At 59.4% G+C, this 25452-nt stretch carries 24 protein-coding genes; 10 read left to right on the forward strand and 14 right to left on the reverse strand.

Annotated elements, in window-relative coordinates; translation table 11 throughout:
• Positions 1–10 precede the first annotated feature (10 nt).
• Positions 11–433, reverse strand: coding sequence for a P-loop NTPase family protein (locus ED655_RS10585; RefSeq protein ID WP_205836029.1), 423 nt, complete (start codon positions 431–433; stop codon positions 11–13).
• Positions 434–705: 272 nt separating this feature from the next.
• On the opposite strand from ED655_RS10585, the gene ED655_RS10590 reads away from it, so the two are divergent.
• Positions 706–1638 carry a DMT family transporter gene (locus tag ED655_RS10590; protein ID WP_240993624.1) on the forward strand — a complete coding sequence of 311 codons (933 nt, stop codon included), beginning with the start codon at positions 706–708 and terminating at the stop codon, positions 1636–1638.
• Between the two features lie 15 nt (positions 1639–1653).
• Here the strand turns inward: ED655_RS10590 and ED655_RS15600 are convergent, their stop codons facing one another.
• Both ED655_RS15600 and ndk read right to left on the reverse strand, forming a co-directional pair.
• Positions 1654–1923, reverse strand: a complete 270-nt coding sequence (locus tag ED655_RS15600) for a hypothetical protein (RefSeq protein ID WP_162993487.1) — start codon at positions 1921–1923, stop codon at positions 1654–1656.
• A 570-nt stretch (positions 1924–2493) separates the two neighbouring features.
• Positions 2494–2916, reverse strand: coding sequence for a nucleoside-diphosphate kinase (gene ndk / locus ED655_RS10600; protein ID WP_023978403.1), 423 nt, complete (start codon positions 2914–2916; stop codon positions 2494–2496).
• Positions 2917–3033: 117 nt separating this feature from the next.
• On the opposite strand from ndk, the gene ED655_RS10605 reads away from it, so the two are divergent.
• The 3 genes from ED655_RS10605 to ED655_RS10615 all read left to right on the forward strand — a co-directional run bounded on the left by ED655_RS10605 (position 3034) and on the right by ED655_RS10615 (position 7081).
• Positions 3034–4926: an ABC-F family ATP-binding cassette domain-containing protein gene (locus ED655_RS10605; protein WP_122050318.1), complete on the forward strand. Its 1893-nt coding sequence runs from the start codon at positions 3034–3036 to the stop codon at positions 4924–4926.
• A 45-nt stretch (positions 4927–4971) separates the two neighbouring features.
• On the forward strand, positions 4972–6102 hold the full coding sequence (locus tag ED655_RS10610; protein WP_122050128.1) for an AI-2E family transporter: 1131 nt from the start codon (positions 4972–4974) through the stop codon (positions 6100–6102).
• Positions 6103–6283: 181 nt separating this feature from the next.
• Positions 6284–7081: a MerR family transcriptional regulator gene (locus ED655_RS10615; protein ID WP_122050129.1), complete on the forward strand. Its 798-nt coding sequence runs from the start codon at positions 6284–6286 to the stop codon at positions 7079–7081.
• 162 nt (positions 7082–7243) lie between these two features.
• Here the strand turns inward: ED655_RS10615 and ED655_RS10620 are convergent, their stop codons facing one another.
• From ED655_RS10620 to ED655_RS10630, 3 genes are all read right to left on the reverse strand, one after another.
• A complete protein-coding gene (locus ED655_RS10620; protein WP_122050130.1) occupies positions 7244–7705 on the reverse strand; it encodes a hypothetical protein in 462 nt (153 codons plus the stop codon).
• Positions 7702–8901, reverse strand: a complete 1200-nt coding sequence (locus ED655_RS10625; RefSeq protein ID WP_122050131.1) for a DegT/DnrJ/EryC1/StrS family aminotransferase — start codon at positions 8899–8901, stop codon at positions 7702–7704. The genes ED655_RS10620 and ED655_RS10625 overlap by 4 nt, the downstream gene beginning before the upstream one ends.
• 134 nt (positions 8902–9035) lie before the next feature.
• Positions 9036–11006: a polysaccharide biosynthesis protein gene (locus ED655_RS10630; RefSeq protein ID WP_122050132.1), complete on the reverse strand. Its 1971-nt coding sequence runs from the start codon at positions 11004–11006 to the stop codon at positions 9036–9038.
• 127 nt (positions 11007–11133) lie between these two features.
• Here ED655_RS10630 and ED655_RS10635 point away from each other — a divergent pair, with 127 nt between their 5' ends.
• Complete coding sequence (locus ED655_RS10635) at positions 11134–12207, forward strand: glycosyltransferase family 4 protein (protein WP_122050133.1); 1074 nt, start codon at positions 11134–11136, stop codon at positions 12205–12207.
• Here ED655_RS10635 and ED655_RS10640 read toward each other — a convergent pair.
• The 3 genes from ED655_RS10640 to ED655_RS10650 all read right to left on the reverse strand — a co-directional run bounded on the left by ED655_RS10640 (position 12164) and on the right by ED655_RS10650 (position 14986).
• Positions 12164–12730: a GNAT family N-acetyltransferase gene (locus tag ED655_RS10640; protein ID WP_122050134.1), complete on the reverse strand. Its 567-nt coding sequence runs from the start codon at positions 12728–12730 to the stop codon at positions 12164–12166. The two genes, ED655_RS10635 and ED655_RS10640, sit on opposite strands and share 44 nt — an antisense overlap.
• Before the next feature lie 170 nt (positions 12731–12900).
• Positions 12901–13305, reverse strand: a complete 405-nt coding sequence (locus ED655_RS10645; protein ID WP_023978412.1) for a MarR family transcriptional regulator — start codon at positions 13303–13305, stop codon at positions 12901–12903.
• A gap of 259 nt (positions 13306–13564) precedes the next feature.
• On the reverse strand, positions 13565–14986 hold the full coding sequence (locus tag ED655_RS10650) for a leucyl aminopeptidase family protein (RefSeq protein WP_122050319.1): 1422 nt from the start codon (positions 14984–14986) through the stop codon (positions 13565–13567).
• Between the two features lie 108 nt (positions 14987–15094).
• Between ED655_RS10650 and ED655_RS10655 the strand changes: the two genes are divergently transcribed.
• The 3 genes from ED655_RS10655 to fdxA all read left to right on the forward strand — a co-directional run bounded on the left by ED655_RS10655 (position 15095) and on the right by fdxA (position 18418).
• Complete coding sequence (locus ED655_RS10655; protein ID WP_240993625.1) at positions 15095–17629, forward strand: helicase-related protein; 2535 nt, start codon at positions 15095–15097, stop codon at positions 17627–17629.
• A gap of 4 nt (positions 17630–17633) precedes the next feature.
• Complete coding sequence (locus ED655_RS10660; protein ID WP_122050136.1) at positions 17634–17918, forward strand: RNA-binding S4 domain-containing protein; 285 nt, start codon at positions 17634–17636, stop codon at positions 17916–17918.
• A gap of 167 nt (positions 17919–18085) precedes the next feature.
• Positions 18086–18418, forward strand: a complete 333-nt coding sequence (fdxA, locus tag ED655_RS10665; protein WP_023978416.1) for a ferredoxin FdxA — start codon at positions 18086–18088, stop codon at positions 18416–18418.
• A 267-nt stretch (positions 18419–18685) separates the two neighbouring features.
• On the opposite strand, the gene cyoD is transcribed toward fdxA, so the two are convergent.
• The 5 genes from cyoD to ED655_RS10695 all read right to left on the reverse strand — a co-directional run bounded on the left by cyoD (position 18686) and on the right by ED655_RS10695 (position 23940).
• Positions 18686–19021 (reverse strand): cytochrome o ubiquinol oxidase subunit IV, encoded by a 336-nt coding sequence (gene cyoD / locus ED655_RS10670; RefSeq protein WP_122039945.1) that lies wholly within the window; start codon positions 19019–19021, stop codon positions 18686–18688.
• Positions 19021–19638 carry a cytochrome o ubiquinol oxidase subunit III gene (gene cyoC, locus ED655_RS10675; RefSeq protein ID WP_122050137.1) on the reverse strand — a complete coding sequence of 206 codons (618 nt, stop codon included), beginning with the start codon at positions 19636–19638 and terminating at the stop codon, positions 19021–19023. The genes cyoD and cyoC overlap by 1 nt, the downstream gene beginning before the upstream one ends.
• A gap of 2 nt (positions 19639–19640) precedes the next feature.
• The gene (cyoB, locus tag ED655_RS10680; protein WP_122050138.1) at positions 19641–21629 is read right to left on the reverse strand and encodes a cytochrome o ubiquinol oxidase subunit I; all 1989 of its coding nucleotides are present in this window, start codon (positions 21627–21629) and stop codon (positions 19641–19643) included.
• Between the two features lie 6 nt (positions 21630–21635).
• Complete coding sequence (cyoA, locus tag ED655_RS10685; protein WP_122050139.1) at positions 21636–22565, reverse strand: ubiquinol oxidase subunit II; 930 nt, start codon at positions 22563–22565, stop codon at positions 21636–21638.
• Between the two features lie 592 nt (positions 22566–23157).
• Complete coding sequence (locus ED655_RS10695; RefSeq protein ID WP_122050140.1) at positions 23158–23940, reverse strand: Bax inhibitor-1/YccA family protein; 783 nt, start codon at positions 23938–23940, stop codon at positions 23158–23160.
• Between the two features lie 329 nt (positions 23941–24269).
• Here ED655_RS10695 and thpR point away from each other — a divergent pair, with 329 nt between their 5' ends.
• Together thpR and ED655_RS10705 are read left to right on the forward strand one after the other, a co-directional pair.
• A complete protein-coding gene (gene thpR, locus ED655_RS10700) occupies positions 24270–24839 on the forward strand; it encodes an RNA 2',3'-cyclic phosphodiesterase (protein WP_122050141.1) in 570 nt (189 codons plus the stop codon).
• A 1-nt stretch (position 24840) separates the two neighbouring features.
• A complete protein-coding gene (locus tag ED655_RS10705) occupies positions 24841–25434 on the forward strand; it encodes a uracil-DNA glycosylase family protein (RefSeq protein WP_122050142.1) in 594 nt (197 codons plus the stop codon).
• Positions 25435–25452: the final 18 nt, after the last annotated feature.

The following is a 25452-nucleotide window of genomic DNA, read 5'->3' on the forward strand; positions in this document are numbered from 1 at the left end:
TGATGCCTCCTCACAATCCTGCGTGCCGACAGAATTCATCCACAGCACGAGGTGTCGGGAGGAAGCATTTTGGCAGGCGCGACCGGGCGTAGATCGTTCGATAGCGACGCCTGTTCATCCTCGTCGTCCCGACGATATGACTCAGCATCGCGAAACTGACGGGTTCGCAGGTGTCGCGCGCAAACCCTCCTATACGTTGGCCGGGACGTGCACAGCGACGCAGGTAACGATACAGGCTGAGGCAGGTTGACGCGTCCAGCAGGATCAACCCGGTCGCTCGTGCCAGACGGTCTTCCAGGCAGGAAGAGTAATTTCCCTCGATCACCCAGCGGTCATCCGAAATTGCCCGCGAGTGATCAGTGTGGAAAGCGTCAAGCGGCCTCAATGTGCTGAAATTGCCATACTGATATCGCAGGAGGTCCAGATGGACCACGGGGAGATCAAACGCCGTGCCCAAACGCAGCGCAAGCGTGGATTTCCCGCTATTGGAAGGGCCAAGTATACAAATACGCGCTCCCAGTCTGCTTATTGGATCCATCGGCTTCATACCCCCGGCCTGAATAGGCCCTCCCGCGACGCTGGAGAAGACCAGGGACTCTGCTCCCCATCGGCGATCGTCCGAAAGACGTTCCTCTCATAGAGGATGCGGTTGACCCGCACCCGTGCCAAAAGACAACTCCGTAGACTAGGAAAGGGGGACGATCCGTGCAGAGGCAACACCAGAACCATATGGGGCCAAAAGAGTGGTCGCTTCTGCTGATCCTCGCTCTTCTCTGGGGCGGCTCGTTCTTCTTTTTCAAGATCCTCGTTTCTGCTGTACCGCCCTTCAGTGTTGTTCTGGGCAGGGTCGGGTTGGCGGCTCTGGTGCTCAATCTTTTCCTGATCATCCGCCGCTCTACCTTGCCGCTGGATGGCTCACTCTGGCTGAGGCTCTTCCTTCTGGGAGTGCTGAATAACGTGATCCCCTTCACCGCGATCGCATTTGGTGAAACCCGCATCTCCAGCGGTCTGGCAGCGATCCTGAATGCCACAACGCCGGTTTTCACCATCATCGTTGCGCATTTTCTGACCCATGACGAGAAGATGCGTTGGGGGAAGGTTGCCGGCATCGTCCTGGGCTTCTGCGGAGTTGGCATTCTGATCGCGCCTGCCCTAACGGGAGGTAGAATTCAAGGCTCTTTCACCGGAGAACTGGCCTGCCTTGGTGCTGCGCTAAGCTACGGGTTCGGAGGCGTATATGGACGACAATTCCGTGGTCTGCCGCCTTTGCAGATTGCCACCGGGCAACTCACCGCCAGCACAATCATGATCCTGCCGCTCTCCATGCTGGTCGATCACCCATGGACGCTTCCTCCGCTCTCGGGAGCCGTATGGGGGGCCTTTGCCGGCATTGCCCTGCTCAGTACGGCTGGCGCCTTCGTTCTTTATTTCAGGCTCCTTGCCACGTCTGGCGCCACCAATCTCTCGCTCGTCACGTTCCTGCTTCCCGTAATGGCACTGATTCTCGGAATGCTCTTTCTGGGCGAGCGACCCGGCTGGACCGCTTTGGCCGGGCTATGCGTGATCGGTGCAGGCCTGGCCGCGATTGACGGACGCCTGTTGCGCCGCGTTACACACTGGGCAACCGCTCTGCGATGACCTGAACGCGCTGGGTCAAGAGCCGCGCTGATCATCCTGCTCATGCATATCTCCACCCGGATCACGCTTGTATGAAGGCTCTGACAATGTGAGCCGCAGGGAGAGCATGGCCACATGATCGGGCGATTGCCGGGCAAGAAAAAGCTTATGACCCGGCTCGATCCAGTGCGTGATCTGTTTCGCTTCATGCGCCGAAGCAGGATCCTCCGCATTGACCATACCGATTTCCGTCACTGCGTCGCTCTCGGACAGGATGACACGCACCGGAACCGACTCTGGCAGCACAGCACTCTCCCCGGAGGCAACAGTCTCTCTTTCATTTCGCTTGAGGCAAATCACCTGAACGCCCGGAGGAAGGATGTAGCAGCACTCATCCGCCGAGAGCCCAAGCTTATCCAGCTTTCGGCCATCTGGTGCGTAGATGGAAATATCAGGATCGACGATCTCGAGCGGTTCTACCCCAACAGGAGCAACTCGCGACGGAAATGGAATGATATTGTCGGAATATATCGAGATATTATCGGTCGATTCATCATTTTTATTAATGCTTATCGTTACCATCGAATTCTCTGCTTTGCGTAATTTCAATGTGATTACGTAACCTCAAGTCTCATACCACTTTGCCACCTGCTTGATTTATCAAATCGAGCGTAGTCTGACAGATTATTCGGGTTATCGTTGTACAAAGCGTTAATAGCCGCCATTGGCTTTGCGTCGATCACGGCCGAATGGCACGAGCGCATTTCCGCAAGAGGATGGCAGAGCCAATGTCGCGCATGCCTCTGCCCGGGAAAAAAGACCAAAAAAAAGGCGGCTGAAAAGCCGCCTTTTCTACCTGCCTTGATGCAAACTGCCTTACGGCAGGATTTCCGTCTCGGCAAAGAAGAACGAGATCTCGTTCTTTGCATTTTCGAGGCTGTCCGAACCATGCACCGAGTTGGCTTCGATGCTCTCGGCATAGAGCTTGCGCACAGTGCCTTCGGCAGCCTGTGCCGGGTTGGTTGCGCCCATGACTTCGCGATGATGTGCCACAGCGTTGTCACCCTGCAGCACCTGCACGACAACCGGCTCGGAGAGCATGGAAGCAACGAGGCTGCCATAGAACGGACGCTCGGCGTGCACAGCGTAGAAGGCCTTGGCCTGGTCTTCGGTCAGCTTGATGCGCTTCTGGGCGACGATGCGCAGGCCAGCGCCTTCGAACACGGCATTGATCTTGCCGGTCAGGTTGCGGCGGGTTGCGTCGGGCTTGATGATCGAAAGGGTGCGTTCCAGGGCCATGAGGCATCTCCTGCATTAAAAAAGAAAAGCGGTGAACGCCCTTCCCCTAGAGCAAAACAAGACTTCCTGATAGTCCGCTTGGCATCAAAACGCCTCCATATTGCCAGGGAAGAAACTGTGAGCCTGCTGACCATCACCGACCTGACCCTGCGCATTGCCGGTCGTGTCCTGCTTGACAATGCCTCACTCAGTATCGACCCAGGGCGCAAGGTGGGGCTGGTCGGCCGGAATGGCGCCGGCAAATCAACGCTGCTTGCCGCCATTGCTGGTGATCTGCACCCCGATGGGGGCACGATACAGCTCTCCAACCGGGCCAGCATGGGGCGCGTCAAGCAGGAGACGCCCGAGGGGGATGCCTCCCTTATCGACACGGTTCTGGCTGGCGATCTTGAACGCGCGCGCCTGCTGCACGAGGCCGAAGCGGCCCATGATCCCTCTCGCCTCGCCGATATTCATGAGCGTCTGCTCGTCATCGATGCTCATACGGCCCCGGCCCGCGCAGCAAGCATTCTCTCAGGGCTGGGTTTTGATCATGCAGCCCAGCAACGCCCGGTCTCGTCCTTCTCCGGTGGCTGGCGCATGCGCGTGGCGCTGGCCACAGCCCTGTTCCTGAACCCCGACCTGCTGTTGCTGGACGAGCCCACGAACCATCTCGATATCGAGGCGACCATCTGGCTCGAAAACTGGCTCAAGACCTTCTCGGGTGCGGCCATCGTCGTGAGCCATGATCGCTCCCTGCTCGATAGTGTGGTCGATTCCATCGCGCATCTGGACAAGGGCAAGCTGAGCCTTACTCCTGGCGGGTATAACGAATTCATCCGCATACGCACCGAGCAGGCCCTGCAGCAGAACAGGGCAGCCGAACGCCTTGCTGTGCAGCGTGCGCATATGCAGTCTTTCGTCGATCGCTTCCGGGCCAAAGCCACCAAGGCCCGACAGGCTCAGGCCCGCCTCAAGGCACTGGCGCGTCTGCCCCAGATCGACTCTGTTGTGGAGGACAGTCCCACCCGCTTTTCCTTCCCGGAGCCCGCGCCTCTTCCCCCGCCCATGCTGTCGCTGGAAAATGTCAGCGTTGGCTATGACGGGCGCGCTGTCTTGTCGAACCTGTCCTGCCGCCTCGATCTTGACGATCGCATCGCGCTTCTGGGCCAGAACGGCAAAGGTAAATCGACCTTCGCCAAATTGCTGGCAGGGCGTCTCGACCCCATCTCAGGCCGCGTCAACCACTCTCCAAGGCTTCGCATTGGCTATTTCGCCCAGCATCAGGGTGACGAGCTCGTGCTGGGCGATACACCCATCGACCATATGAGCCGCGCCATGCCCGATGCGACGCCCGTCGCCGTGCGCGCACAGCTCGACCGGTTCGGCCTTGATGCCGGCAAGGCCGAATCCCGGGTGGGCGACCTCTCAGGCGGCGAAAAAGCGCGCCTCCTGCTTGCCCTCGCCACGCGCAACGCCCCTCACCTTCTGCTGCTGGACGAACCGACCAACCATCTGGATCTCGATGCACGCGACGCACTGATTCGCGCCCTATGCGATTTCGAGGGCGCTGTCGTGTTGATCAGCCATGACTCCCATCTGGTGGAATCCGTGGCTGATCGTCTCTGGCTTGTCGATGAGGGAACGATCACGCCGTTCGATGACGATATGGACGGCTATCGCAGCTGGCTGATCGAACGGGCACGCAAGGCCGCCAGCGACAGCCGGGTGGAGAGCGAACCGGACAGCGCCGGCAGGAAGGATCAGCGCCGAGACCGTGCGGAACAGCGAAAGGCTCTGGCGCCCCTGCGCAAGGAAGCCAAGGCGGCCGAGCATTTGCTGGAACAGCTTGGCAAGGAACGCCAGAAAATCGAGACGCGTCTGGCCGATCCGGCACTCTATGCAAAAAGCGATACAGCCGAAATCACGAAGCTGAACACAAGGCTGGCCGCGTTGCGTCTTGAGGAGCAGGCGGCAGAGGAACGCTGGCTGGCCGCAGAAGCCGAAATCGACGAGGCGAACCGAAGCTAGGGCTTTCCGTTACAACGAGACAGATTTTTAAAAACAAGAGAGACGATGTCTGAAACCCATCATGACGACGCCCACGGCGCGGGGCGCGAACTGACACGGATCTTCCGGATCCTGCGTTTTACTCTCATCGTTACAGTTGCCGTGCTCGCCATCTGGCTGATTGGCGACGTGCTGATGGTGGTTTTTGCCGCCACATTGTTTGCTGTGATCCTGCACGGGCTGGCGCGTATCCTGCGTGACAAGGCCCGTATGCCTTACCAGCTTGCCGTGGGTCTGGTGGCACTGACAATCCTGCTCGCCATCGCGGCTCTCTTCTTCTTCAGTGGCCCGCAGATTGGTGACCAATTCGTCAAGCTGAAGCAGGCCTTGATCACGCAGTATGGTCAGATACGCGAGCAAATGGGCTCCAGCACATGGGGCCAGTTTGCCCTTGATCACTTGCCCAAATCGCTTGGTGGGAACGAGGCTGGCAGCGGCCCGTCCCTCGGTGCCGGTCTGGCCAATTCGGTAACGGGTATTCTGAGCAGCGCGTTCGGACTGCTCGGCACGATTGCCGTGATCCTGATTGCCGGACTCTATTTCGCCCTGTCCCCCGCCATCTATGTGGATGGTCTGCTACGTCTTGTGCCCGAGGGCCATCGCCCGGAGGCCCGCAAGCTTCTTCTGACGGCGGGCACGGCGCTGTGGTCTTGGACAATCGGACAGGCCTTTGACATGCTTGCCGTCGGTCTGGCCTCGGGTATCGGGCTGGGCTTTCTTGGCGTTCCCCTTGCGATGGCCCTTGGCGTTGTTGCCGGACTCTGCAATTTCATCCCCTATATCGGCGCGATTCTCGGCGCGATACCGGCTGTGTTGATCGCCCTTTCCCAGGGCACGCGCACCGGCCTCATGGTGGCGGGGCTTTATTGCGTCATCCAGTTCCTGGAGGGCAACGTGCTCGCCCCCCTGATCCAGCGTCACGCCGTTCATATGCCGCCAGCGCTAGCAATTCTTTCCCAGACCGTGTTCGGCACCATTCTGGGCGTACCGGGCCTTATTCTGGCCTCCCCCCTTACCGCAGCCCTGCTTGCCATTGGTGACAAGGGCACGGCACCGCTCGCCGATGATATGCGTACGGGCGAAACCATGGGTGATGCGCCGCTTTCGAGCGAGAGCGGGAAACAACAGCACGCCTGACCCTTGACTGACGGGGCGTATTATCACCCCGTCAGTCCAGCCTGCGAGCCGGAGTGATGCCACAGGCTGCGCGCGGCTCTACACTTAAATATCACTCGTCGACCTTAGTGTATTTACCTCTTGCTCCTCACACTGTGTCAGCATCGCATGGTGATGCCGGACGATAGAGAGGGGCATCGTGATGCGTGATCGATCAATTGGCGAAATGGCTGTCCAAAGCGGGCTGTCGGTACGCAGCTTGCGCCATCTTGAGGAAAAAGGGTTGATCACCCCACGCCGAACCGAGGCAGGTCGTCGTGTCTACGGCGCGCCGGAAGTGAACCTGATCACCAAGATTCTCCTGCTTCGGCAGGCAGGGTACCGGCTATCGGAAATCTCCGCGGTCATGATTGCCCCCTCTCTGGACGCCCGGAGCCTGATCGAAACACAGATCCTGCATCTTGGCGCGAAGCAAAGAGAGATCGAGACCATGCTGCGCCGTCTGCGGCATATGTCCGATCTGCTCGAAACACGCGAACCACCTGATGCTGACCGGCTCTGTTCCCTTATCAAGGAGGCACAGACCATCATGACACAACAGGATCTCAGAACCGTCACAAAACAGTATTTCACTGAGGAAGAATGGGATCGCTGGCAGGCGCTCGGGACCAGACTCTTTCCAGGAGAGACACGCACCGCCTATGAGCAGAACTGGGCGGCGCTGATCACCCGTGTTGAAGACGCCATCAAACAGGGCGTTGCACCGGGATCGCCGCAAGCCCTGTCGCTACTCAATGAATGGATGACATTGCAACAGCCGATGGTTGATGCGTTGGGCAAGGACCACTGGAACAAGGCAGCAAAGATGTATGCCGATATGGAAAACTGGCAGACAGACACAGCCAGGGCACCGTTCAGTGCCGAGGTCTATCGCTTCATCACGGAGACTGGCCGGCTGTCTCGCACAGGGGAAAAGCAGGTCTCGCAGGGCCAGCCCTGAACGCGCGCACTGCTGGTCCGGTATGGATGCTTCCATGCCGGGCCATGGGTGTCGCAATCGCGACGCCTCATACTATGCCTGCGCACCGTCACGGGTGTTAAGCCAGAGTGCCAAGCATGGGCCTAAACACCCTTGCAGGTGAACAGGCCACGAGGCTTCTCCTCAGGGAACGTCGGTTTTCTCGAAGCCTTGCCCCTCGATCAGGCGACGCAGCGGCGCCCAGTCCTGATCGTCGAAGCTCTGCACCTTGAAGCGCGCCTTGGGGTTCACGCGCGTAATGGCTGTGTCATTCCAGTCAGCGCCGCTGATACCCGTCCAGAGCGCGAGCTCGAACGGCTCACCATCTGGCAGATGAGCCTTGATCACCACATCACCGGTCGAGGGAGCTGGCGAGGTGAGCGGAGCCCAACCATGCGTATGGCTGTGGAGCCAATCGTTCAACTGAGCGGTTTCCGCCTCGTCGAGCTTGCGCGTCTGGTTCGTCTGCTCGATCGTCAGTGTCACATCAGAGACGGTCTCAAACCGTACTGGCCGCAGAGCTGGCCATGCGAAATACCAGATGAGCGCGACCGTCGAGAGAACAACCGCCAGAAATCCGAAAACGAGGAGGGTTTCTTTTCTCACGCGCCGTGCTCCTGCCCAGCATCGGCTGAACCGGACTCACTACCTGTTTCTGACGATGCGAAATAGGACGAGACAGCGCCGATTACACGGCTGACCTCTTCGTCAGTCAGTTCAGGATGAAGCGGCAGGGCCAGAATACGAGAGCCCAGCGTCTCCGAAACTGGCAGCGATACCGTCTCGTCGTGATGCTCAGCATAAGCTGGTTGCTCATGCAGCGGGCGCGGATAGTACACGACGCTTGGCACCCCGTGGCGGCCAAGATGCGCCTGCAAGGCATCCCGCGTGGCGGCGTCCGGCAGCAGGATGGAGTAAATGGCCCATGCGCTTGCACTGTCCTTTACCCGTGCCGGAGTCTGCACAATAGCGGAAAGCGCCGCATCATACGCCTGTGCAATGGCGTCGCGGCGGGCCAGTTCCTCTTCAAACCGGTCGAGCTTTGCCAGAAGAATAGCCGCCTGAAGCGTATCCAGACGCCCATTGAGGCCGATACGCAGAACCTCGTAGCGCGTGCGCCCCTCGCCGTGGGTGCGCAGCGAACGGTACAGCGCCGCACGCTCGGCATCGTCAGTGAGGATGGCACCCCCATCGCCATAGGCCCCCAGCGGCTTGGACGGGAAGAAGGACAGGGTTGTCGCCATTGCCTCGCGGCCCAGCTTGTGACCGTTCAAAGAGGCGCCAAAGGCCTGGGCGCAGTCAGCAACAAGCAACAGATCCTCCTGCGCGGCAATACCGCGCAGGTTTGCCCAGGGCGCAGGCTGACCGAACAGGTCAACGCCAATGATTATGCGAGGCTCAAGCTCCTCCTGCGCGCGTATCGACGCTATGCGGGCGCGCAGATTAACGCAGTCGATCTGGAAACTTGCCGGATCCACATCCACGAAAACCGGGGTGGCGCCAAGCAGCAGCACCACTTCTGCAGTGGCGGTATAGGTGAAGGCCGGCAGGAACACGGCGTCGCCCGGACCAATCTCCTCGGCCATGAGCACCATAAGCAGTGCATCGGTACCGGACGAGACGCTTACCGCATGCGCCGCACCGCTATAGGCGCAGAGCCTTTTTTCGAGCTCCTCGACCTCCGGCCCCATCACGAATTTGCAGTGCGCGAGAACTGTGTCGATCCGCTGCTTCAGCGGCGCGCCGAGGCGCGCCTGTTGTCTGGGCAGGTCGAGAAAGGAGATGGGGGCTTTGTCGCTCATGGCACCTTTTTTCCATTGACGGCCGCATGAGGCCGGTCCCGTATCACCAGAGGTCCGTTAATCGCGGCAGAGCCCGAATGACGGTGTCCTTTGGCCGGGCGCATGGGAAGCACGCCCGCACGATCATGCCGTAACTATGACACAGGGTTCGTGTTTTCCGAAGTCTTCGCGCTTTCGGCTTTCTGGATGGGCGGGGTGGAATACCGCACCTCACCCAGAGGGTTATGCGCAAATTCGGGCACGAGCTCCTGCATGATCACCAGCGATTGCCCGATATCATCGGCATGGCTGGCCGCCTCGAGTTGGCGCAGCAATGTGCGGGCCGCTTCGAGATCAATCATCCGCGGCGTTGCCATTTTCAGACCCGGCGCATCGGTCGGCACCGGCGCCTCACGCCCATGAAACAGCTCTTCATACAGCTTCTCGCCAGGGCGCAATCCGGTAAACCGTATGGCGATGTCCTCATCAGGCCTCAGCCCCGCCAGACGCACCATCTGGCGTGCCAGATCGAGAATACGAACGGGCTCGCCCATATCAAGGACGAAGATACCGCCGCGTTGCAGACGCTGGTCCGTCTCATCGGCTTCACGCCGGGACGCTGTGCCACGCACACTGGCCTGAAGCACGAGACCTACCGCCTCCGGCACGGTCATGAAATAGCGCGTCATGTCGGGATGCGTGACGGTGAGCGGGCCACCATGCTCCAGCTGGCGCCGGAACAGCGGCACGACCGACCCCGTAGAGCCAAGGACATTGCCAAAACGCACGGTCACGCAGCGGAAATGCGAGCCCTTTGCCTCAGCCTCGCCCATCAACGCCTGACAGTAGATTTCTGCACAGCGTTTGGTTGCCCCCATGATGCTCGACGGATTGACCGCCTTGTCGCTGGAAATGAGGACCATCGCCCGCGCTCCGTGGCGGATAGCGGCATCGGCGACGATCCGCGTCCCGATCACGTTGGTCAGCACACCTTCGCAGGGGTTGGCTTCAACAATCGGTACATGCTTGAGCGCCGCAGCATGAAACACGAGCGCCGGACGATAGCGTGCGAACACCTCGTCAATACGCTGGGCTTCCCGGATATTGGCCACGATGACCTGACGCTGCACATGGGGAAACAGCTCTGACAGTTCCAGATCGATCTGCCAGAGCGCATACTCACCGTGATCGAGCAGCAGCAGCGTGGCAGGCCCGAACTGGGCAACCTGCCGGGCCAGCTCTGAACCGATCGTCCCACCCGCACCGGTGACCATGACCACCTGCCCCTGAATGAGACGTGCCATGCCTTCACGATCCAGCGGGACCTCAGGCCGGTTCAGAAGGTCCTCCAGCGCAATCGGACGCATCTGGATTTCCTCGGCCGGGGTCAGCCGTGTGAGCGAAGGGGCACGTTGTACCGCAATGCCGTAGCTCTGCCCGGCATCGAGCACGACGGAGAGCTGCGACCCGCGCCATTCGGGATCTGTCACGATCACGCTGTCAGGAAGGGTGTCGTTCTTATCCATCTCCGCCAGCACGGAGGAAAGATCCTCGGTTACACCAAGAATCGGTACGCCATGCAGCCGCCGCCCCTGTTGCCCCGGCGAGCGGGTAACCAGACCCAGCACGAGATAATGCGCGTCTGAGACACGCTCCAAGGCGCGCAGAAACAGGTCAGCGCTCAGATCCGAGCCCGCAAGCAGAACACGACGCTTCTGCCCCTGCGCCTGCTGTCGCACCGTCCCGTAAAGGCGCGTGGCAACACGACCGCCTCCAAGGCCAACGAGAAGAACAAGCGCGTAGATCAGGGGAAAGGTCGGCGATGGCAGGGGAAAGCCCGACACCCACAACATGGCTGAGAAAAGCGCAGCACCGCCAATCGAAGCGGCAGCAATACCACGCAGGTCGGCCACGCCCGAAAACCGCCAGTATTGCTGGGGAATTCGAAACGGCAATCCACTGACCAGCAATGTGATGGCACCGCCCATGATGAACCAGAGCGGGTGCAGCAATCCGTCATGAGGGGCGGCCAGAAAACGGGCTACAGGGGCAGCGAGTCCTGATATCAGACCGTCAGCCAGAACATTGACGGCAATGCGCCCTCGCGATCGATGACGCCGCGTCATGGATGGAGGGACCGGGCTATGAGATTGTTGCTTCGCGTTCACACGGCACTTATAGCCGCAAAAATACTTTTGTCGCGATGGGCAGTCATCGCGTCAGCCCCTGCCCGCTGAGAAATTTCTGGATCCGATGATGATACCCCTGATCCTCTGTTGTGCTGCCACGGCCTGTATCAGTGCTGCCCTTGTTCTTCACATGATTCGCGTCGGGGTCATGGATGTGCCGGGCCATCGAAGTTCGCATACGCGCCCCACTCCGAAAGGTGGTGGCATCGGCATCATCACGGGGTTCCTGCTTATCTTTCCCCTGTCGCAACTCTGGACGCAGGGCGATCTACCGGGCCCGGCGCTTCTTCTGCCTCTTCTCGCCGTGGCCTTGCTCGCCTTCTTCTCATGGCTTGACGATATCCACTCCTATCGCGCCTCGCTCAAGCTGGGGGTTCAGGGCGTAGCCGCCCTGATGACACTGGCGGGCGTGGCGCTCACCTCACTCCCGGGTTTCGGCTCTGGCGTGACTGGCAACGTGATCTCGGGCAGACACGCTCTTCCTTACATTCCCGATTATCTCGTGCCGGGCTGGGTCATCGTAGTTGTTGCTATCGGTATCGGCTTTTTTTGGCTCGTTTTCACGACCAATGCCCTGAACTTCATTGATGGCCTGAATGGCCTTGCCTCCGGTGTGATGGCAATGACGGCTTTGGCACTCTCGATCCTGTTCAGCTACGCTGGAAAACCCGGCTTTACCCATGCAGCGCTTCTTCTGGCTGTCGCGCTCCTGGTATTCCTGCCCTTCAATTTTCCCAAGGCGCGTATCTTCATGGGAGATGTCGGCAGTCAGGGTGCGGGACTGACTTTGGCATGGCTCGGTATCGAAGCCGCCTGCGCAACACCCTACCCCCTGATAGTACCCTTCATGCTGGGTGGGGTACTCTATGACGTTGCCTTTACGCTGATCCGCCGTGCGATCGCAGGTGACCCGCTGGCACAGGCCCATCGAAGCCATCTTTACCAGCTCGCAGCGCGCAGCGGCGTTTCCCCAACGCTTGTAAGCCTCTTGCACTGGGCCTTCGCCCTATGGGGCGCAGTTGCCGCCGTGACCCACTTACCCGTTGCTGCTCAGTCAAGCCTCGTCCTGGCCCCGCAACTGCTCTGGACAGGCTTTACTCTGCATCGGGCACGGGCGCGGGATCTGGGCAAATGGTGACGCCGCCACGCTGACGTTCAAGGACATCAATATCAGAGCCCAGATAACAGGTTCGAGCCAGCGGCCTGAAGCCATATCGCCTGGCCAGCTTCATGGAGGCCAGATTATCCGGATCGATGATGCAGCGAGCGACCCTGTGCTCGGTCTGGGTGTCGAGCCAGTTAAGAGCGGCGGCCACACCCTCACCCCCATACCCTTTGCCGTGACACCATGAGGCGAGCACCCAACCAGCCTCGGGATAGCCATCGAGTGACGGCTCAATTCCCCGCCTCGCCTCGCCAAACCCGATCGTACCGACAAAACGCCCGGTAAGGCGTTCCTTCACGCACCAATAGCCGTAGCCGAGTATTCCCCAGTACCCACGATACCGTATCAGCCGGTCCCAGGACTCGTTGCGCGACGCAGGCTGACCGCCTGTATAGCGTGTCACGACCGGGTCGGCGCGCATGTCCGCGAGGGCCTCGAAATCCTGCCGGGCAGGAAGCCGAAAACACAGATTAGTCGTGTCGAACTCGCGCGTCATGGCTTCGCCCCTTCATGGATATGCCGGATTCCACTGTCATGGGAGACACCGGCCAAAACTATCCGAGACCCTCAGATCGCTGGCACCCAAACAAAAAAAACCGCCCCCCTTTCAGGAGGCGGCTTTCGAAACCATCATCAGGCATGCGCCTGCTGAACAACCTGAGCTGTTCAGCCAGCAATGCGGCGCACGGTCATACGCTCGACCGTGCCACGACCGGTCTTGGCAGCCGGCTTGACCGTACCCGAAGCTTCGCTCATGAGCGAGCGCATTTCACGAAGGAAAGCCGAGCCCTTGAGCGTGCGCTGCACGAGAACCGAGCGGCGATCGAGCGGATCAACCTTGCGACGCGCCAGGTCAAGCTCGCCCAGACGATCGAGAGCGCGCGTAATGGCGGGCTTGGAGACATTGAGCTCCTGTGCCAGACCGCGAACCGTGTGGGCGCCATCCTGCAGATAGCAAGTCAGAAAAACACCAAGCTGACGCGCGGAGAGATCAGGGCCGTCCTTGCGCACGAGCGAAACGATCGTGTCACGAAGAAGGTTGAGCATCTGGTCATTCTGTGCCTGGGCCATCGAAAAAACTCCTCAATGCATCGCGCATCTGGCGCGGCTAATGGTCTTACCCGTCGCCCAAGTAAGCCACCCTGAAACACCTCGCGGATATTTCAGGGATGCCACGCCTTGGGTGCGTGTCCTGAAGGCGCTTGCTTTAGGAACGAAGCGGGTTACATCCCGATTAGCGTTGCATTCCTACAACATGCGTCGAACGATACGCATCCATATAGGTTCGTTTTTGTAATCGGTTTAGTATCTTTTTGTTGAAACTCAGTGACTAAGCTGAGCCCGACCCTACTCTTTCATTAATCATTCGTAATGTTGCGACTGTCAGAGCACGCAGGGCGAGTGTCTCTCCCCCCTCTGGACGCCCGGTTCTTGCGCCTTCATTCCAGGCATAAGTGTCTATATGTGCCCATTTTACAGTGGGTTTGACGAAATGCTGAAGGAACAGGGCAGCCGTAATCGCCCCCGCCATCGGTTTGTCCGTCACATTGCCAAGATGGGCATTTTTGCGGCGGAGCCATGCGTCGTAGCCATGCCAGAGTGGCAATTGCCACATGGCATCGCCGGTCTCCTGACCTGATTCGAGCAAAATCTGCGACCATTCCGGATCGTTACAGAACAGTGCGGGCAAGTCAGGGCCCAGCGCGACACGGGCCGCACCTGTCAGAGTCGCCGCGTCCAGCAGCCAGTCGGGCTGGGACTCGCACGCCTCGGTCAGCAAGTCACTAAGCACCAGACGCCCCTCAGCATCGGTATTACCCACCTCAACCGTCAGGCCTGCACGCGTCGTCAGAATATCGCCCGGCCTCATGGCATGGCCGGAAATGCTGTTTTCGACGCAGCCAAGACGCAATTCCAGACGCAAAGGAAGGTCCTGCGCCATGATCACATGCGCCAGAGACAGCATCAGGGCAGCGCCACCCATATCCTTTTTCATGCGCAGCATGCCGCTTGCGGGCTTGATGTCATATCCGCCAGTGTCGAAGCAGACACCCTTGCCAACCAGAGAGAGTAGCGGCGCATCGGCTCCGGCAGTACTACCCTGCCATGTCATCCTGAACACCTGCGCTGGGCGATCTGACCCCGCGCCTACCGCTGCAAGGCAGGGATAGGCCCGTTCGAGAGCCTCGGCGCTTATCACCTCACTCGAAGCGTTGTGAAGTCGGGCCACAGCCTCAGCCCTTTGCGCGAGTTCCACTGGCCCCAGTAGATTGGCAGGCATATTCACCAGATCGCGGCCGAGCCATGTCGCCTGTGCAAGCGCAACGGCGCAACCTGTATCGCACTCTGGAGGCAGAACCAGGCGCACCGTATTCTCGCTCGCCGGGCCTATCGCGTAGTGATAGGCGCCCATGCAAAAGCCCAGCCCCACATCCTGCATGATCTCCGGGCGCGACCCGGCATAATCGGGTGCAACAGAAGGAACCCAGTCACCGGGAGGCAAGCCCGTGGCCAGCGCACCGAACCGCGCTGCATCGCATGATCGCGGATCATCCAGATAGACCGCGTGACTGACGCCCGCTGCGCCGGGGACGAGATAAAGACGTCCTGCCAGAGGCTCCCCGGCCATTTCGCGCAGGGCGGCGCCGTGTCCATGAAGCAATGCCTCGATATCCTGCCCGACAGGTACAATATGGAGGGGTCTCGCCGCGTCGGCCGTCGTCGTCAGGCAAAGCTCTTCAGGGTTGCGCATGGTTTTCTGCCTTTCTGCTGATCTTCCGATGGAGGATCGGGTCCGCACAAGCTGTGCCAGTGGCGGTGGCGTCTTGCAATTCGTCCGCTCATGCACAAGCATCGTATCATGAAGTCCCAGCTCCATCTCATGCCCCGCCGAATTCGTGCCGTGCTGGGACCAACCAATACCGGCAAGACCCATTATGCCCTCGAGCGCATGCTGGCGCACGAATCTGGCATCATCGGCTTCCCCTTGCGCCTGCTGGCGCGTGAAAACTACGAGCGCATGGTGCGCCTCAAGGGTGCGCGCCATGTGGCGCTTATTACGGGTGAGGAAAAGATCGTTCCCCCCGAGGCAAAATGGTTTTCCTGTACGACCGAGGCCATGCCACTCACGCGCAAGGTCGAGTTCGTGGCCGTGGACGAGATCCAACTCAGTAGCGACCCCGACCGTGGACATGTCTTTACTGACCGGCTTCTGAATGCACGTGGCAATGTGGAGACCCTGTTTCTCGGTGCCGAGACCATGCGCCCCCTTCTGCAACGCCTTGTGCCCGGCATCGAGATCGACACGCGCCCTCGCCTCTCAAGTCTGGTCCATACGGGTCATACCAAACTCTCCCGGCTCCCTGCCCGCTCGGCCATCGTCGCGTTCTCGGCTGCCGAGGTCTACGCCATTGCGGAGATCATACGGCGCCGACGGGGCGGCTGCGCGATCATCATGGGGCAGCTCTCGCCGCGCACCCGCAATGCGCAGGTCGAGCTCTATCAGAACAAGGATGTCGACTATCTCGTTGCGACCGACGCCATAGGCATGGGGCTGAACATGGACGTGAACCATGTTGCGCTGGCATCGCTCACAAAGTTCGACGGCGCCTCGCTTCGGCCACTGACAGCCCAGGAATGTGCCCAGATTGCCGGTCGCGCCGGGCGCGGCATGAAGGATGGCACATTCGGCACGACCGCCGAGGCGCGTCCGATGTCAGAGTCTCTTGTCGATGCGATTGAGGCGCACCGCTTTGACCCGGTCGAGCGTGTGAGCTGGCGCAACGCGGCTCTCGATTTCACCTCCCCCGACGCCCTTTATGCGAGCCTCAACGCGTCACCACCCAAACGTGGTCTGGTGGCGGGCCGCCCTGCTTCCGATGTGCTGACGCTCGAGAGTCTTTCAGGTGAGCGCGAGATCCGCGAGGCAGCGCGAGGCAGGAAGGCCACAGCCCTGCTATGGGAAGTGTGCCAGATTCCCGATTTCCGGAAACTGGGTGACGATTCCCATGTGAGGTTGTGCCATCGTCTCTTCATGCATCTCCTGCAGGATGGGGGCATCCCCGGCGCGTGGTTCGACGCCCATATTGCCGGGTTTTCGCGCCTCGATGGCGATATCGACACGCTGATGCATCGCCTGACCGGAATTAGGATCTGTGCCTATGTGGCGGCTCGTAGTGACTGGAGCGACCGGGCAACCCATTGGCAGGAACGTACCCGAGAAGTCGAGGATCTGCTGTCAGATGCGCTGCATGAGCGCCTGACAGCCCGGTTTGTCGATCGGCGCGCCACATCCCTCCTGCGTCGTCTCGACAGTGACGGCGCACGGGACCTGCTTTCTGCCGTGACCCGTGAGGGGCAGGTGATTGTCGAGGGCCACGCCGTCGGCACCATTGAGGGTTTCACCCTGAAGCCCGATCGTGAAGAGGCCCTTCCCGAACGCAAGCTCATGCTGCGTGCAGGGCGGCGTGCGCTGCTGCACGAAATTCCGCGACGCGTGCAGGCTCTTGTCTCCGCGTCCGACGACACCCTCTCGCTGGATGCGACCAATGGCCATATTGCCTGGGACGGCGTGGTTATCGCGCGCCTTGCCCGTGGCACGGCTCTCCTCGCGCCTTTCGTGCAAATCCTGGGTGGGGAATTTGCCGACACGAAGCAGCGCGACCTCGTCCAGGAAAGGCTGACGGCGTTCGCAGCTGCCCATATCCGCACGACGCTAGCCCCTCTATACGCGCTGGCTGCGCAGCCCCGCCCCACGCCTGCCCTGCGCGGCCTTACCCATCGCCTGATGGAATATGGTGGTGTTGCCCCCCTTATGCCTGGCGAACCCGCCAGCCACGGAACGCAGGTGCTTGGCCATCTGCGACGTTTGGGGATACTGTTCGTCCCGCAGGGCGTCTTCATGCCTGCCCTCCTAAAGCCTGCCGCCATGACCCTGCGCTCGTTGTTGCTGGGTCTATGGCATCGCCACGCCAGTCAGAATCCTGACGCCCGTCAGATAACGATTGCCCTCCCGGTCACCGCGCCAGTTGCCTCTGCGGGCTGGGCCTGGGCTGGCGGAAGCTGGATGCGGCTGGATCGTGTGGAGAAGCTGCTGGGCGAAGTGCATCGCCTGACACGACACGGCCCCTGCCCCGCGCCGAACGATCTGGCGCAGCGCTATGGGCTGAACAAGACACAGCTACCGGAGATCTTATCCGGTCTGGGCATACGCCTGCGTGTGGCAGCGCCGCTATTGGCCGGTCAATTCGGGCCGCCCGTGCCCCTCATGCTTTCGGCATTGACGCCACAGGCAAAACACCGCCGTCATTCAGGCAAACGAGCGCCCGCAAGGCCCGCTCCCCCCTCTGACAGCCCCTTCGCTGAGCTGGCCCGGCTGGGTCTGGGCGGGAGATGATCTCATGACTGATGCAGAGCGTGATTATCAGCGGCTCGATCTGTGGTTGTGGCATGCCCGTGTGTGCCGCCAACGTCAGGATTGCGCCACCCTGGTGGAAAAAGGACGCATTAGGATCAATCGTCAGGTAACGACCAAGCCTCACAGCAAGATACGTGTGGGCGATGTGTTGGGACTGCCCGGTCATCCGCGCCCAGAGGTCCGTATCTGGCGTGTTCTCGCCCTTGCCGAACGCCGAGGCTCTGCCAACGATGCCGCCCTGCTTTATGAGGTTATTGGCGAGGACTGAGCCCACAAGGCAAATTTGCCGCGGCTTGTCGTAAACATATGCTTGCCAGAGACCGAAACTTCCGCCTATCTGCGGCATCCCTTATTGGAAAATCCCAGACGGCGTCTCTCTATTGCCTCCCGGGATCCTCTCGGGCCTATGGCCCCAGCTTAAGATCGGAGACACCAATGGCCTATGTGGTCACCGAAAACTGCATACGCTGCAAATACACGGATTGCGTTGAAGTCTGTCCGGTTGACTGCTTCTATGCAGGCGAGAACTTCCTCGTGATCAACCCCGATGAGTGCATCGATTGCGGCGTTTGCGAACCAGAATGCCCTGCAGAGGCCATTGTGCCTGACAGCGACGACCGTGCGACGCCCTGGCTTGAAGTCAACAGCAAATACGCTGCCGTGTGGCCCAACATCACACGCAAGATCGATGCCATGCCGGACGCCGATGAGTGGAAAGATAAACCCGGCAAGGATGCCATGCTCTCGCCGGAGCCGCACAAGGACTGAGAGACGTCATGCGTTTCTGAGAAAGGCCCGATCATCGATCGGGCTTTTTTTTGTATCTGCTATCCGTGTCACCAGAGCGGCAGTCCGTTGCAGTTTCCTCGGCCACTGGCAGACAAGACCGCAGATCTGTCACGGCAGGCAGGGCCGCTGGGCAACGTTGCCAAAAGAAAAGGCCCGGGGAAGAAATCCCCCGGGCCTTTTCCGTTTCACCGGCATGATCGACTTCCGGCGCATCCCTTAGCGGAATACGCCAGAAGACAGATCGCGTCAGCGCGACATCATGTTCATGCTGACGTCGTGGATGATGAAGATCGTTCCACCGACAATGATCAGCACGCAGATAACTGCGAAGGCAAATGCCGTGTTGTTCCAGGACTGGCTCGAGCTGCTGTTCATGTGCAGGAAGTAGATCAGATGCACAAAGATCTGAACCACCGCCAGCGCGGCAATGACACCAAAGGTCACGCCGGGGGTCATGAGGTGCATCTCGACAATAGCGAAAGCCGCTACCGTCAGGATGGCTGCAATCACGAAGCCGATGATGTACGAGGCGAAGCTGCCGTGAGACTCGCCTTCGTGTTGATGGGTCGATGCTTGGCTCATCAGATCACACTCAACAGATAAACGAAGGTGAACACGCAGATCCAGACGATATCCAGGAAGTGCCAGAAGAGGCTCAGGCACTGGAGCTTGTCCATATAGCGTGTGCTGAAAACCTGCGAGCTGAAGCTCTGGACCATGATGACGGCGATCCAGACCAGACCACAGGTGACGTGAAGACCATGCGTCGCCACCAGCGTGAAGAATGCGGAAAGGAACGCAGAGCGATCCGGACCGGCACCTTCATGGATGAGGTGAGCGAATTCACGGACTTCGAGAACAAGGAAGCCGAGGCCGAGCACGAAGGTGATGGCGAGCCATGCAAGCACGGCACCCTGCTTGCGGGCATAAGCCGAAAGCATACCGAAACCGAAGGTGATCGAGCTGAGCAGGAGGAGGGCTGTTTCCAGCCCCACCCCGTTCAGATCAAACAGCTCCTTGCCCGTTGGGCCACCAGCGAACTGGGTGCGCATGACAGCGAAGGTGGCGAACAGCGTCCCGAACAGGAGGCAGTCCGTCATCAGATAGATCCAGAAACCAAACACGTTGTTCGTGTGATGGTGTTCGTGATCATCAATGCCGTGTGCGGTGCCGTGTGGCGTTGCTGAGATATTTGCCATTGTTATTCTGCCGCCTGTGCTGTCAGCGAGCGGACATAGTTTGCCTGGTCGCGTTCGATTTCGCTGACCGGGACATAGTAGTCCACATCATTGTTGAAGCTGCGCAGGATGACTGTCGCGAACACGCCAACCAGGGCGAGCGCTGCAAGCCACCAGATCCACCAGATCGCTGCGAAACCGAGCACGAAGCTGAAGGCACCGACAAAGAAGCCGGCAGCCGTGTTCTTCGGCATATGGATCGGTGCAAGCACCTTACCCTCATAGCTGCGACGGCCCATCTGCTTCTCGGTATGGAACGTATCGATACCGTGAACATCAGGGAGGACGGCGAAGTTATAGGCGGGCGGGGGCGAGGACATCGACCATTCGAGCGTACGTGCGTTCCACGGATCACCCGTGAAGTCACGGTTCTCGGCCAGATTACGATCGCGGATCGAGACATAGATCTGCATCAGCTGGCAAACAACGCCCACTGCAATGACGGCGGCGCCGGCAGCAGCGATGAGCATCTGAACATGCCAGTCAGCATTGTCGTAATGGTTCATACGACGGGTCATGCCTTCGAAGCCGGCAATATAGAGCGGCACGAATGCAAGGTAGAAACCGACGAACCAGCACCAGAAGGCGCGCTTGCCCCAGGACTCGTTCATCTTGAAGCCGAGAACCTTCGGCCACCAGAAGTTCAGACCTGCGACGTAACCGAAATACACACCGCCGATGATGACGTTGTGGAAGTGAGCGATCAGGAACAGCGAGTTATGCAGCACGAAGTCGGCTGCCGGCATCGCCATCATGACGCCCGTCATGCCACCGATGGAGAAGGTGACCATGAAGCCAACGACCCAGTACATGATGCCGTTGAACTGGATACGGCCCTTGTACATGGTGAACAGCCAGTTGAAGATCTTCACGCCCGTCGGGACGGCGATGATCATCGTGGCAACACCGAAGAAGGCGTTGACGTTCGGGCCTGCGCCCATGGTGAAGAAGTGGTGAGCCCAGACGATGAAGGAGAGAACGCCGATCGCGAGCGTGGCGTAAACCATCACGCGGTAGCCAAACAGGGGCTTGCGCGAGAATGTCTGGGTGATTTCCGAGAACACACCGAAGGCCGGCAGAACCAGAATGTAAACTTCCGGGTGGCCCCACGTCCAGATGAGCGAGAGATACAGCTGAACGCTGCCGCCGCCATCATTGGTGAAGAAGTGCATACCCAGGTAACGGTCAAGCGCGAGCTCGGCCAGGGTGACTGTCAGAACCGGGAAGACTGCCATGATCAGAACGACCGTGACGAGAGCCGTCCAGGTGAACACGGGGAGCTTCATCCAGCCCATGCCCGGTGCGCGCATCTTCACGATGGTGACGAAGAAGTTCACGCCAGTCAGCAACGTGCCGACACCGGCAAGCTGCACGGCCCAGATGTAGTAATCCACACCGACGCCAGGGCTGAACTGCTGCTCGGACAGCGGCGGATAGACCAGCCAGCCACACTGAGCGAATTCACCAATGAAGAGCGAGACGTTGATCAGAACAGCGCTGATCGTGGTCATCCAGAAGCTCAGCGAGTTCAGGAACGGGAACGCCACGTCGCGTGCGCCGATCTGCAGCGGCACGATGACATTGAGCAGACCCGTCATGAACGCCATGGCCATGAAGAAGATCATGATGGTGCCATGGGCCGAGAAGATCTGGTCGTAATGGTGCGGGGGCAGATAGCCCGGGTTACCATTATAGGCCAGCGCAAGCTGGCTGCGCATCATGATGGCGTCGGCAAAGCCGCGGAACAGCATGACGAGGGCCAGTACGATGTACATGATGCCCAGACGCTTGTGGTCGACCGAGGTCAGCCATTCACGCCACAGATAGCCCCATTTGCCGAAATAGGTGATGGCACCCAGTACGGCGAGCGCGACGATAACAACACCTGAGAACGTGCCGACGAGAATAGGCACATCCAGCGGTATCGCCGAAAGTGTTAACTTACCTAGCATGTGTCCCTATTCCTTCATCTGCATGTCGGACATGGCGGACTGCATGTGCATGACCTGACCTGTCGACTTGTCGATGACCGTACCGTTATTGTACTTGGCCACGATGCTGTCGAAGAGGTTTGGCTGAACATGCGCGAAATACTTCACCGGTGCTGCTTCCTGCGGAGCGGCGACCTGCGGATAGTCAGCTGAGTCGAGCGAGTCAGACGCGCCCTTCACCTTCTCCACCCACTGATTGAAATCGTCATCCGTCATGGCGAGCGTGCGGAACTTCATGTCAGAGAAGCCGCGGCCCGTGTAGTGCGCTGCTTCACCCAGGTAATCGCCCGGCGCGCTGGCCAGAAGATGGAGCTGCGTCTGCATGCCAGCCATGGCATAGACCTGCGAGCCCAGACGCGGGATGAAGAACGACGTCATGACCGAGTCAGACGTGATGCGGAAGTTGATCGGCGTGTTGACCGGCACAGCAAGCTGATTGACCGTTGCAATCCCCTGGTCAGGGTAGATGAACAGCCATTTCCAGTCGAGTGCGACAACTTCGACATTCAGAGGCTTGCGCCCGGCGGCTTCAGCCGAGTGCAGCGGGCGATAGGGGTCGAGCGTGTAGCTCGTCCAGATCGCGATCGCACCCAGAATGACGATCACAACAGCAGGCACACCCCAGACGAAGAATTCGATCTTGGTCGAGTGGTCCCAGTTCGGCAGGTATTCGGCCGATGTGTTGCTCTCGCGATACTTCCAGGCGAAGTAGAGTGTCATGATGATGACCGGGATAACGATGCAAAGCATCACGCCCAGTTCGATCAGGATGACGTTACGGTTCTGAAGCCCTACGGGCCCACGCGGATCGAGAAGATCCAGCGTACACCCGGAAAGGAAAAACGCCGGCGCCAGCGGCAGAAGCCGCCGCAACTTCGGCAAGAGTCTATTGTTCATTGTCTGCCCCGCTCGTTGAACCGACCGTCAAGCTTTTTGGCTGCGCTACGCTGCCGCTGAACCCGACCACGGCTTGGTCGAACATGGCGACAACACCTTCAGGGGATGTCATCCATCTCTCCTATTCCAGTGAACGATACGTATCGCGCCGCAACGTGACATCATCATACGACCGGGATCGTATGAAGACGTAACGTTACGTCTGCCGGTGGCTGTAAACGCTCCGACCACAACACGTCTCATCCTTGCCTCGCCTTGCTTCGGCAAGGCGATCGACCGGTTGATCAACCGCCTGCCTGCACGCTGGGCATCAGCGCCCAGCTCTGTTCTGTTGTTTCCGCCCGATTGATCTGCAAAGCAAGCACTGATCATGACTTTTCATGGGGCTGTTCACAATTTGAACACAAGTCTTCATCTTTAGAATCAGGACCTTAGCGCACATTATCGCTTTTCTGCCGTAATTCATTGCGGATTTTTTAGATTCAGTTCAGACAGAAATGACAAGTTATCCAGACCGAAATAGTCTGAATAAACAAAAAGGGGCGTGCCTGTGACACGCCCCCTCAAATAAACGATTGATCTAGATCAGTAGTCAGCTGTTGTTATTATTACGCACGCCCATGAACTGGAGCAAAAAGGTGAAGAGGTTGATAAAGTTCAGATAAAGCGAAAGCGCATCATAAACACTGCGCTTGCCCATTTCCTCCGGCCCCACATAGGACAGGTAGTATTGATAGGTTGCGCGGATACGCTGCGTGTCGAACGCTGTCAGGACCGTAAACAGCACCACTCCTATGAGGCTCACCATGAACGACATGGCGGGGCTGTGCAGGAACATGTTGACCAGGCTGGCGATGACCAGACCGATAAGCCCCATGAACAGGAACGAGCCAAGCGAACTCAGATCACGTCGGGTCGTGTAGCCCCATAGTGACATCGCAGCAAATGTTGCTGCCGTGACAAAGAACGTGCTCGCCACGGAGGTATGGGTGTAAACGAGCAGAATGTTCGACAGGCTGGCGCCCATGACGGCGCAGAATGCCCAGAACAGCCCCTGTGCCGCCTGACGCGACAGGCGGTTCACGCCGAATGACATGACCATGACAAATGCCAGAGGGGCGAAGATCGTGAGCATTCCCAGCCCCGTCGGACGGGTCAGGATGCCACCCGGCGTCAGAACCTGCTGGAAGAAGAGGTCGCGCAACGAGGTTTCGGCCACGGCATAGGCCACGAAACCGGTCAGAACCAGCCCCGCTGTCATCCAGTTATAAACGCTGAGCATGTAGGCGCGCAAACCGGCATCGACCGTATCGACCCTGGCGGCTCCGGTGTTACCCGAGGTATTACCAGATCGAGAATTTGGAACGAAAGCCATGACACCCTTTCCTGAGATTTGGCCGAACTGGCCTTGTGTTTCTTCAATGTGGCGCTTTTAGCATAGTGGTCAAGTCGGCCGCGAGGAACGACATTCTAAGATACATTCACCGCACTTGCCGAAACCGCTGCGATGCGGTGCGTTATAGGCTGTGACGTTACGACAGAACGGATCTCATACGCCATTGAATTGACTCGTATCCTCATTTTGTGCCCCACGCCGCATCCTGCATGTCGGCTTTGCGCCTGCCCTCTCTGATCCGGTCCCTGCGGGGCTATCCTTCCGCCCAAGGGCCACTCTTGGCTCATCCCGCCTGACAGGAAGTGTTCATGCGTCTGTTCACCGCTCTCGATCTAGCCAGCGAGCACAAGCGTCTCCTCTCATCACTGCGCCGTCCTATCGCGGGAGTGACATGGCACCCGCCTGAAACCTATCACCTCACCCTGCGCTTCATTGGTGATATCCGCTCGCGACCGGTGATGGAGGAGCTTGACCACGCTCTGGCTGCCATTGCCACCGGGCCTGTCCAGCTCGAGCCGAGTGGGGTGGGCATCGCGACACAGGGCACCCGGTCGCGCCTTTGGGCAGGTGTGGCCCCATCCAGTAGCCTGATGACCTTGCAGGGCAAGATTGACACCGCTCTGAGGCGGTGCGGTCTTGCTCTCGAGAAGAAGCGGTTCATGCCTCATATCACCCTTGGCATTTTCGACGGCGATCCAGGTGCCGAGGTCATCCGCTGGATTCAGGGGAATAATCTGATGCGCGGCAACCCCGTCATGACGGAGCACTTTGTGTTGTTCCGCTCCCACAGGGGGGGTGATACGCCTCATTACGAGGCCTGCGCCGAGTATGCACTGACATCCAGCGCCTTGCCGCCCCTCGAGGCATGGTCTTCCTGATTTGCCAGCCCCGAAACCTCAGGAGAGCCTTGCAGATCTGGTAAAGCGCGTCAGAGCGTGCCGGATCTGTGAAGCCTCGTTGCCCCTCGGCCCCAAACCTCTCATCCATGTGTCGCCAACATCGCGTGTTCTCATCGCGAGCCAGGCGCCGGGCACTATTGCCCATGAGAGCGGCAAATCGTTCTATGATCCCTCGGGGCGACGTTTACGAGAATGGATGGCTCTCTCTGAGGAGGACTTCTACGACACGGCCAAAGTGGCCATCCTGCCCATGGGGCTCTGCTATCCCGGCCGCCTTCCGAATGGCGGCGACAAGCCCCCTCGTCCGGAATGCGCACCAGCATGGCGCGATCAGGTTCTTGGGCATCTAGAGGAGTTGCGGCTGATCCTGCTGGTTGGCTCCTACAGCCAGCATTACACGCTGGGGCGTGGATCCGTAACAGATCGTGTGCGTCACTTTCGGGATTATCTGCCCCGTTATTTTCCGCTGCCGCATCCGTCGTGGCGAACGGGTGTATGGGAAAAACGGGCGCCCTGGTTCCGTGAAGAGGTCATCCCTGCCCTGCGCCATGAGATACGCAACGCCTTGACCTGAAAGCCTTGCCCGTTTGCC

Origin of the sequence: Asaia bogorensis (genome assembly GCF_900465345.1) — a bacterium.
Lineage (GTDB): Bacteria > Pseudomonadota > Alphaproteobacteria > Acetobacterales > Acetobacteraceae > Asaia > Asaia bogorensis_A.